Source organism: Nocardioides jensenii JCM 1364 = NBRC 14755 (assembly GCF_001552535.1).
In the GTDB taxonomy this organism is placed as follows: Bacteria; Actinomycetota; Actinomycetes; order Propionibacteriales; family Nocardioidaceae; genus Nocardioides; species Nocardioides jensenii.
Map to the genome: position 1 here is coordinate 1 of NZ_BCRJ01000102.1, position 9,172 is coordinate 9,172.

At 68.9% G+C, this 9,172-nt stretch carries 10 protein-coding genes; 9 read left to right on the plus strand and 1 reads right to left on the minus strand.

What is annotated here, in order from left to right; translation table 11 throughout:
- Positions 1-71 precede the first annotated feature (71 nt).
- The 6 genes from tsf to NJ4_RS20455 are packed head-to-tail and all read left to right on the plus strand — an operon-like array spanning position 72 to position 4,623.
- Positions 72-884, plus strand: a complete 813-nt coding sequence (gene tsf / locus NJ4_RS20430) for a translation elongation factor Ts (protein WP_067439646.1) — start codon at positions 72-74, stop codon at positions 882-884.
- Between the two features lie 20 nt (positions 885-904).
- Positions 905-2,071, plus strand: coding sequence for a phospholipase D-like domain-containing protein (locus tag NJ4_RS20435; protein WP_067439648.1), 1,167 nt, complete (start codon positions 905-907; stop codon positions 2,069-2,071).
- Positions 2,072-2,109: 38 nt separating this feature from the next.
- Complete coding sequence (gene pyrH, locus NJ4_RS20440) at positions 2,110-2,826, plus strand: UMP kinase (RefSeq protein ID WP_067439651.1); 717 nt, start codon at positions 2,110-2,112, stop codon at positions 2,824-2,826.
- 59 nt (positions 2,827-2,885) lie between these two features.
- Positions 2,886-3,440: a ribosome recycling factor gene (frr, locus tag NJ4_RS20445; RefSeq protein WP_217996936.1), complete on the plus strand. Its 555-nt coding sequence runs from the start codon at positions 2,886-2,888 to the stop codon at positions 3,438-3,440.
- A gap of 10 nt (positions 3,441-3,450) precedes the next feature.
- Entirely contained in the window at positions 3,451-4,323 is an 873-nt protein-coding gene (locus NJ4_RS20450) for a phosphatidate cytidylyltransferase (protein ID WP_067439657.1), read from the plus strand.
- Between the two features lie 3 nt (positions 4,324-4,326).
- Complete coding sequence (locus NJ4_RS20455; RefSeq protein WP_067439659.1) at positions 4,327-4,623, plus strand: hypothetical protein; 297 nt, start codon at positions 4,327-4,329, stop codon at positions 4,621-4,623.
- 44 nt (positions 4,624-4,667) lie between these two features.
- On the opposite strand, the gene NJ4_RS20460 is transcribed toward NJ4_RS20455, so the two are convergent.
- A complete protein-coding gene (locus NJ4_RS20460; RefSeq protein WP_067439662.1) occupies positions 4,668-5,354 on the minus strand; it encodes a hypothetical protein in 687 nt (228 codons plus the stop codon).
- A 214-nt stretch (positions 5,355-5,568) separates the two neighbouring features.
- On the opposite strand from NJ4_RS20460, the gene rlmN reads away from it, so the two are divergent.
- The 3 genes from rlmN to NJ4_RS20475 all read left to right on the plus strand — a co-directional run.
- Positions 5,569-6,738, plus strand: coding sequence for a 23S rRNA (adenine(2503)-C(2))-methyltransferase RlmN (gene rlmN, locus NJ4_RS20465; RefSeq protein WP_067439666.1), 1,170 nt, complete (start codon positions 5,569-5,571; stop codon positions 6,736-6,738).
- A 242-nt stretch (positions 6,739-6,980) separates the two neighbouring features.
- Positions 6,981-8,147 carry a glycosyltransferase family 4 protein gene (locus NJ4_RS20470; RefSeq protein ID WP_245644646.1) on the plus strand — a complete coding sequence of 389 codons (1,167 nt, stop codon included), beginning with the start codon at positions 6,981-6,983 and terminating at the stop codon, positions 8,145-8,147.
- Positions 8,148-8,170: 23 nt separating this feature from the next.
- A partial coding sequence (locus NJ4_RS20475) for a UDP-glucose dehydrogenase family protein (RefSeq protein ID WP_067439669.1) occupies positions 8,171-9,172 on the plus strand: 1,002 nt, incomplete at its 3' end.

Genomic DNA, 9,172 nt, shown 5'->3' on the forward strand with positions numbered 1-9,172 from the left:
GGGCGCGGCCGCCGTTCACATAGATCACCTGTTCACCGAACACATCTGAACTTCGAGGAAGAAGAAGGATCATGGCTAACTTCTCCGCAGCCGACGTCAAGAAGCTCCGCGAGCTCACCAGCGCCGGCATGATGGACTGCAAGAAGGCGCTCGACGAGGCCGACGGCAACTTCGACAAGGCCGTCGAGCTGCTCCGCGTCAAGGGTGCCGCCAAGGCCGCCGCCCGCGGCGCCGAGCGCGAGGCCTCCGCCGGGCTGGTCGCCAGCTCCGGTGGCGCCCTGGTCGAGCTGAAGAGCGAGACCGACTTCGTCGCCAAGAACGAAGAGTTCATCCTCACCGCCCAGCGCATCGCCGACGCCGCCGACGCCGCCAAGGCCGCCGACACCGAGGCCCTCAAGGCGGTCGAGCTCGACGGCAAGACCGTCGGCGAGGTCGTCGAGAACCTGGCCATCACGATCGGTGAGAAGATCGAGCTCGGCAACGTCGCGTACTTCGACGGTCCGACCACGGTCTACCTGCACAAGCGTGCCGCCGACCTCCCGCCGGCCGTTGGCGTCCTGGTCGAGTACGACGGCGACGAGGCTGCCGCCAAGGCCGCCGCGATGCAGGTCGCCGCGCTCAAGGCGCAGTACCTCACCCGTGACGAGGTGCCGGCCGACATCGTCGCCGCCGAGCGCGACGTCCTGGAGAAGAAGACGCTCGAGGAGGGCAAGCCCGAGGCTGCCGTCGCCAAGATCGTCGAGGGCCGCATCGGCGGCTTCTTCAAGGAGATCGTCCTGCTCGAGCAGGAGTCGGTCGTCGAGAGCAAGAAGACGGTCAAGGCCGTCCTCGACGCCTCCAACACCACCGTGAAGCGGTTCGCCCGCTTCGAGGTCGGCGCCTGATCCAGGCACCCCTCACCACGATGACCTCCCTCAGCCGCGCGCTGAGGGAGGTCGGCGTCATTCTGGGCAGGTTGCGACTCGCCCTCCCGGCGCTGCTCCTGGTCGTGACGACTGGTTGCTTCAGCGATTCACCGGCCACGCCCGACCAAGAGACGGCCCGGCCAGACGCGGGACACGTGGTCCATCCCGGTCCCGTGCTCGGCGTACCCGCCGATCGGGAGGACCCGGCCTCGCACGCGGTCGTGGCCAGGATCCTCGAGTTGATCGAGAACACGCCCGCGGGGGAGCGGATCCGCATCGTCGGCCGCTCGTTCTCCCTCCAGCCCGTCGCGAGCGCCATGATCGCGGCCCATGAACGCGGCGTGCGCGTGCAGATCGCGATCAACGGAGCCGCCTCGCGAGACTTCAAGGCCGTCGCCCGCATGACCGAGGCGTTCGGCACCGACCGGAGCGCCGACTCCTTCGTGCACCTCTCACCGCGCTCGGCGCCGCGCTCCCACCAGAAGATCTGGACCTTCACCCGCACCGGCGAGTCCCGACGGGTTGTCCTCTTCGGGTCGGCGAACCTCAGCTATCTCTCCCTGCAGCAGTACAGCGACATGTACGTCTTCGTGGGGCGTGATCGTCTGTGGCGGGTGGCCCAGCGCAACTTCCGCGACCGGGCAGGGTTGGCCCCCGGCAGCACGCACGGACTGAACGCCCGGTTCGGCCACGATGAACTGTGGCTCTATCCCAAGGCCGAGGGAACCACCGACCCCGTGCTCCAGGTGCTGGCTCCGCTGCCCGCCGACCAGATGACGCTGCGCATCGTCGCCCACGCCTGGTACGGCCCGCGCGGTGACCGGATCGCCCGGACAGCGGTGGACAAGTTCCGCGCCGGTGCGCGCGTGGAGGTCATCGGCGCCACGGTGGGAGACAGCGTTCGCGCAATTCTCGAGAACGCCGGCGTCCCGGTGCACCCGGGCAGGTTCGCGAACGGCGAGGACGTGCACAACAAGCTGATGCTGGTGCAGTGGGTCGACCAGGCGGGCAAGCGCCGACGTACGATCCTGACCGGCAGCGACAACTGGGCGGCCGAGTCCTTCGAGCGCTCCGAGGGCGTGATGGCGATCGATGCCAGTCACGGGCCTGCCTGGTCTGCCTACCTGCACTGGTACGCCGGGCTTCGGGACAGGTCCGTGCGATAGGTTTCACCCGACGATCCACCTCCACGAAGGGATGCCCAGTGTCGGCGTACAAGCGAGTCCTGCTCAAGCTCTCCGGTGAGGTCTTCGGCGGCGGCAAGGTCGGACTCGATCTCGACGTGATCAGCGCCATCGCCAAGGAGATCGCCGACGTCGCCCGCAGTGGCGCCCAGGTGGCGATCGTGGTCGGTGGCGGCAACTTCTTCCGCGGCGCCGAGCTGCAGCAGCGCGGCATGGAACGCGCCCGCGCCGACTACATGGGCATGCTCGGCACGGTGATGAACTGCCTGGCTCTGCAGGACATGATCGAGCAGGCCGGCGTCGAGACCCGCGTGCAGACCGCGATCGCGATGGGCCAGGTCGCCGAGCCCTACATCCCGCGCAAGGCCATCCGGCACATGGAGAAGGGTCGTGTCGTGATCTTCGGCGCCGGTGCCGGCATGCCGTTCTTCTCCACCGACACCGTGGCCGCCCAGCGCGCGCTGGAGACGCGCTGCGAGATCATCCTGATGGGCAAGCAGGGTGTCGACGGGGTCTACGACTCCGACCCCAAGACCAACCCCGACGCGGTGAAGTTCGACGAGCTCTCCTACGACGAGTACCTCACCCGCGACCTGAAGGTGGCCGACTCGACGGCGATCAGCATGGCGCGCGACAACAACATGGACATGGTGTTCTTCAACCTCTCCACCCCGGGCACCATCGCCCGCGCGGTGAAGGGTGAGAAGATTGGCACGCTCGTGAGCGCGAGCGCCTGACTCAGCGCGCCGTACGACGACCAGCAGCGACATCCGTAGCGACATAGGAGAAACCCGTGATCAACCAGGTCTTGTCAGAAGCCGACTCGAAGATGAGCAAGTCGGTCGAGGCGACCCGCGAGGAGTTCGCGGCGATCCGGGCCGGCCGTGCGAACCCCACCATGTTCAGCAAGCTGACCGCGGAGTACTACGGCTCCCAGACGCCGCTGCAGCAGCTGGCGACCTTCACCTCGCAGGACGCCCGCACGATCCTGATCGCTCCCTTCGACATGAGTTCCATCGGAGCCATCGAGCGCTCGATCCGCGACTCCGACCTCGGCGTCAACCCGGCCAACGACGGCAAGACGCTCCGCTGCGTCTTCCCCGAGCTGACCGAGGAGCGTCGCAAGGAGTACATCAAGATCGCCAAGGCGAAGGCCGAGGACGGCCGGGTCTCGGTGCGCAACGTGCGCCGTACCGCCAAGCAGTCGCTGGAGAAGCTCGAGAAGGACGGCGACGTCGGCAAGGACGACGTCACCGGAGCCGAGAAGAAGCTCGACGCCTCCACCAAGAAGCACACCGACGCGATCGACGAGATGCTCAAGAACAAGGAAGCCGAGCTGCTCGAGGTCTGAGCAACCACCTATGACTGCTGCCACGCCTCCCGCCGCGCCCAAGAAGGACTACGGCCGCGCCGGACGAAACCTCCCTGCCTCGATCGCCTCCGCGGTCGTGCTGCTCGGGGCCATCGCCCTGTCGCTCGCGTTCTGGAAGACCGCCTTCATGGTCATCGTCGCGGTCGCGGTCGTGGTCGCGGTGTGGGAGCTGCGGCGTGGTCTCACCGCCCACGACATCGACCTGCCCGAGCAGCCGTTGATGGCCGGCGGCATCGTGATGGTCGTGGTCGCCTACTTCTGGGGTGCGCCGGCACTGGTCACCGCCACTGCGGTGACCGCGTTGATCATCATGTTGTGGTTGCTGCGCCGCGGCGTCGACGGCTACGTCAAGAACGCCACGGCCTCGGTGTTCACGCTGATCTACGTGCCGTTCCTCGGCTCGTTCGTGGCACTGATGCTCGCCGAGGGTGGCGCCACCGGCTTCGACCGGTGGGACGACGGCGTCAAGGGCATCATCACCTTCATCCTGATGACCGTTGCCTCCGACATCGGCGGCTACGTCGCCGGCGTGCTGTTCGGCAAGCACCCGATGGCGCCGGTGATCTCCCCGAAGAAGTCGTGGGAGGGCTTCGCCGGCTCGTTCATCGCCTGTGTGGCCGCGGGGGTCTCGCTGGTGGTCTACCTGCTCGAGGGTGACTGGTGGGTCGGCGTCATCCTCGGTGCCATTGCCGTGGTCATGGCCACGCTCGGCGACCTGTGCGAGTCGGTGATGAAGCGCGACCTCGGCATCAAGGACATGTCGCAGATCATCCCCGGGCACGGTGGTCTGATGGACCGCCTCGACTCACTGCTGGCGACCATCGCCCCGATCTGGTTGTTGTTGCACTACCTGGTGTTCTGACCCGTGAGTGACCTGGCCAGTCGCACCCTGTCGCTCGAGGGCGGGTTGTTCGGTGGGCCGGTGCTGGTCATCCTGGGCTATCTCATCGGTCTGGAGGCCGGTCTCGTCTGGGACGACGCCATGCTGCTGGCCCTCCTGGGGCTGCCCGTCCTGGTCGCCGTGCCGTTCCTGTTCGTGCGCACACAGCGGGGGAGTGCTCTGCGCTTCATGGTCGGCGCGGCGCTGGGCCTCGCAATCATGGTCGTGGTGGTCTTCGGAGGCATCTCCCTGGTCGCCGGCATGCTCTCGGACCCGGCCTGAGCCTGGTCTCGGCCGAGCCCCGGCTGCCCGGCGCGCCGGTGCGGCTACCAGCCGAGGAAGACCTTCAGCCCTGAGCTGATCAACCGCTGCCACTCCGCCTCGCTCCACTCGCCCTCCGGGGCGCCGTACTGCACGGCGATCAGGTAGGTGTCGAGCGAGCGGGCCACGAACCGTGAGCGGTAGGTGACCCCGGCGGTCGTGCGATAGGTCAGGTCCTGCTGGACGAACTCGATCGTGCCGTGGTCGGACTGGATGATCGCGGTGCCGTAGGTGGGCGTCGAGATCTTCTGCAGCTGCGAGTTGGCGGACAGGTCCCGGCGGAACTTCTCCAACCAGGCCTTGGAATCGGCCGCATCCGTGCCGTTCGGGCCCTGCTCCTTGAGCTGGTAGGACGTGAACAGGGCGTCGCTGCCCTCGTGGGTCAGCTGGTTGACGCCCTTCTGATCGCGGGTCTCGAAGGTCCAGCCCTTCACCAGTGCCGGGAACGCCCACATCGGCGACGTCGTCGGAGGTGGCGCGTCCGTGGTCAGCGGCAGTGTGCTCAGGTCGTCGGTCGGCGCCGATGTCGGGTCGGTCGGTGCGGGCGACTCCGTCGTGTCCCCGGTCTCGGACGTCGACGGGCTGGCCGGGTCAGCAGAGGACGTGCCGGAGCCGGACTCGTCGGTGCACGCCGCCAGCGGCAGGAGTACGACGACCGCGGCCGCCAGTCCACGGCGTAGATGGAACCTCATGTGCTGCCTCCAGCTCGATGGAACCGTCGGCGCGCCCGACTCGTCCCATCGTTGCCCGGTGACGGGTCGGGCAAACCGGTGACCGTCACAACGGGCGATCGAATTCACGACGGGTCGATGGGCGTGCCCCGGCGCCGACCGGTTGACCCTCACCAGGGGCGACTCGGGCTGGGATTCTCCGCGAAGTGGCCTCGGGTGGGACACTGGTGCGGTCATGACTGAGCCGAACTCGCCCGAAACCAAGTCGACCGAACCCACACCGGTGGAGCCGATCAAGACGCTGCCGTTGGTGTTCGACGAGCCGCGCGGACGCAAGAAGCCGCCGCGGCACCTTGCCGACCTCGACGAGGCCGGACGCAAGGAGCTGCTCACCGAGGCCGGGTTGCCGGGCTTCCGTGCCAAGCAGCTCTCGAACCACTACTTCGCGCGACTGGTCGACGACCCGGCCGAGATGACCGACCTGCCGGCCGGTCAGCGCGACGAGCTGGTCTCCACGCTCCTGCCGAACCTGATGACCCCGCTGCGCACGCTCGAGGCCGACAAGGGCAAGACCGTCAAGACGCTCTGGAAGCTCTTCGACGGATCCCTGGTCGAGTCGGTGCTCATGCGCTACCCCGGCCGGGTCACGATGTGCGTCTCCTCCCAGGCCGGCTGCGGCATGGCCTGCCCGTTCTGCGCCACAGGCCAGGGTGGCCTGCAGCGCAACATGTCGACCGCCGAGATCGTCGAGCAGGTCGTCGCCGGGGCCCGTGCCCTCCAGCGCGGCGAGATCGCCGGCGGCCCGGGCCGGGTCTCCAACGTGGTCTTCATGGGCATGGGTGAGCCGATGGCCAACTACAAGGCGATGATCGCCGCCGTACGCCGCTTCGTCGAGCCGGCGCCGGCCGGCCTCGGCATGTCCGCGCGTCACATCACCGTCTCCACCGTCGGCCTCGTGCCGCGAATGCTCCAGCTGGCCGAGGAGGGCATCCCGGTCACGCTGGCGCTCTCCCTGCACGCGCCCGACGACGAGCTCCGCAACGAGCTGGTGCCGATCAACACGCGCTTCTCCGTGGCCGAGACCGTCGCGGCCGCATGGAACTACGCGTCGGTGACCAAGCGTCGTGTCTCCATCGAGTACGCCATGATGCGCGACATCAACGACCAGGCCTGGCGTGCCGACCTGCTCGGCGACGTGCTCAACTCGTACGGCGACTGGGGCTGGGTGCACGTCAACCTGATCCCGCTCAACCCCACCCCCGGCTCCAAGTGGACCGCCTCCGACCCCGAGGACGAGCGCGAGTTCGTCCGCCGGCTCGAGGCCAAGGGCATCCCCACCACGGTCCGCGACACCCGCGGCAGCGACATCGACGGAGCCTGCGGGCAACTCGCCGCCGTGGAGTGACCCAGCGCTGCCGACCGAGGTCACAGTGCACCGTCCTGGTTGCAGCATGCGACTGCGATCCGGTGCACACGCCGGGAACCCGGCCTGATCGAGCGCCGACGGAGGTTGGCGAGCGGTTCACGTGTCGTCCACCCCGATCTCCGTGTCCGTTCCGGCGTGATCCCTAACTTCGAATCAGAGGTTGCACCCGATTCGAAGGGGACATGATGCGCCACCGTCGCAGGACTCTCACCACGCCGGCAGTGACCAACCTTCACGAGCTCCCCGCCACGACCAGCCGCCTCCGGGTGCTCGTCGTGGCGGAGTCGTTCCTGCCCCAGATCAACGGCGTCACCAACTCCGTACGCCGGGTGCTCGAGCACCTGGCCGCACAGGGACACGACGCCGAGCTGGTCGCTCCGACCGGCCCGGTCGAGTACGCTGGCTTCCCGGTGACCCGGGTGCGTGGGGCGCGACTGCCGTTCTACAAGGAGTTCCGCATCGGCCTCGAGTCCCGTCGCCGCCTGCGTCACACGATGCAACGGTTCCGGCCGGACGTCGTACACATCGCCTCGCCGGCCACGCTCGGCTACCAGGCGGCGAAGGCGGCCCACGACCTCGGCATCCCCACGGTCGCGATCTACCAGACCGACCTGGTCGGGTTCGCCGCGCAGTACGACGTACCGGGTGGGGCGGCTGCGATGGCCGCGTTGACCCGCAAGATCCACGTCGGCGTGACCCGGACCCTGGCGCCCAGCACGGCCAGCCTGCGCCAGCTCGAAGAGATGCGGCTGCCCGGCCTGGCCCTGTGGCCCCGCGGGGTCGACCTCGACCAGTTCGCCCCGGCGCACCGGTCGGCGCAGCTGCGGGCCGAGCTGGCTCCCGACGGGGAGCTGCTGGTCGGCTACATCGGCCGACTGGCCGCCGAGAAGGAGCTCGACCTGCTCACCCACCTCGATGACATCGACGGCATCCGTCTGGTCATCGTCGGTGGAGGACCGGAGGAGCAGAACCTCCGCCGGCTGCTGCCGAACGCGGCCTTCCTCGGCCTCCTGCACGGCGCGGACCTGGGCGCGGCCTACGCGTCGCTCGACGTCTTCGTGCACACCGGCCGGCACGAGACCTACTGCCAGGCGGCCCAGGAGGCGCTCGCGTCCGGCGTCCCCGTGGTGGCACCCCGCTCGGGTGGCCCGATCGACGTGGTCAGCCCGGGCGCCGGCTTCCTCTACGACCCGGGCAACGGGGTCGACCTGCGCGCCGACGTGATGCGTCTGGTCGCCGACCCGCTGCTGAGGCACCGGATGTCACTGGCCGCCCGCCGCAGCGTCGAGGGCCGCTCCTGGTGGGCGGTCAACGAGACGCTCGTCGGGCACTACCGCGACGTCGTCGGACGAAACCACGGCACACGCCGGCTCGGCGTGGCCAGCTGAGACCACGAGACCAGGAGGACACCGTGACCACACGCATCTCCGTCATCGGCACCGGCTACCTCGGCGCCACCCACGCGGCAGGCATGGCCGAGCTCGGCTACGAGGTGATCGGCGTCGACACCGACGCCGCGAGGATCCAGGCCCTGGCCGCCGGACAGGTGCCGTTCTACGAGCCCGGGCTGCCGGAGCTGATCACCAAGCACGTGGCCTCGGGGCGCCTGCGCTTCACGACGTCTCTCGAGGAGGCCGCCGGGACCGCCGACGTCCACTTCGTGTGCGTGGGCACGCCGCAGGGAGTCAACGGTGCCGCCGACGTGAGCTTCCTGCACGCGGTGATCGACAAGCTGGTGCCCGCGCTGCGCCGGCCGGCCCTGATCGTCGGCAAGTCGACGGTGCCGGTGGGCACGGCCGAGAGCCTGCTGCCCCGTGTCGCCGCCCTGACGCCGCGTGGCGTCGACGTCGAGCTGGCCTGGAACCCCGAGTTCCTGCGGGAGGGACACGCCGTCCACGACACCCTGCACCCCAACCGGCTGGTCTTCGGCGTCACCTCGCCCGCCGCCGAGTGGGCGCTGCGCAACGTCTACGCGGCCGCGATCGCCGAAGGGGCGCCCGTCGTGGTGAGCAACCTGCCGACGGCGGAGCTGGTGAAGGTCTCGGCGAATGCCTTCCTGGCCACGAAGATCTCCTTCATCAACGCGATGGCGGAGCTGTGCGAGCTGACCGGTGCGGACGTCACCTCCCTGGCCGATGCGCTCGGCCACGACGACCGCATCGGTCGCAAGTTCCTCGGCGCGGGCCTGGGTTACGGCGGCGGCTGCCTGCCCAAGGACGTGCGCGCCCTGGTCGCCCGGGCCGAGGAGCTGGGATCGGGGCGATCCGTGGAGTTCCTGCACGGTGTCGAGGCGATCAACGACCGGCGTCGGGACCGCGTCGTGGACGAGGCGCTCTCGGTGCTGCGCCACGTCGACGGCCGTGCCTTCGGACGGGTGGCGGTGCTCGGCGCGTCGTTCAAGCCGCTCTCGGAC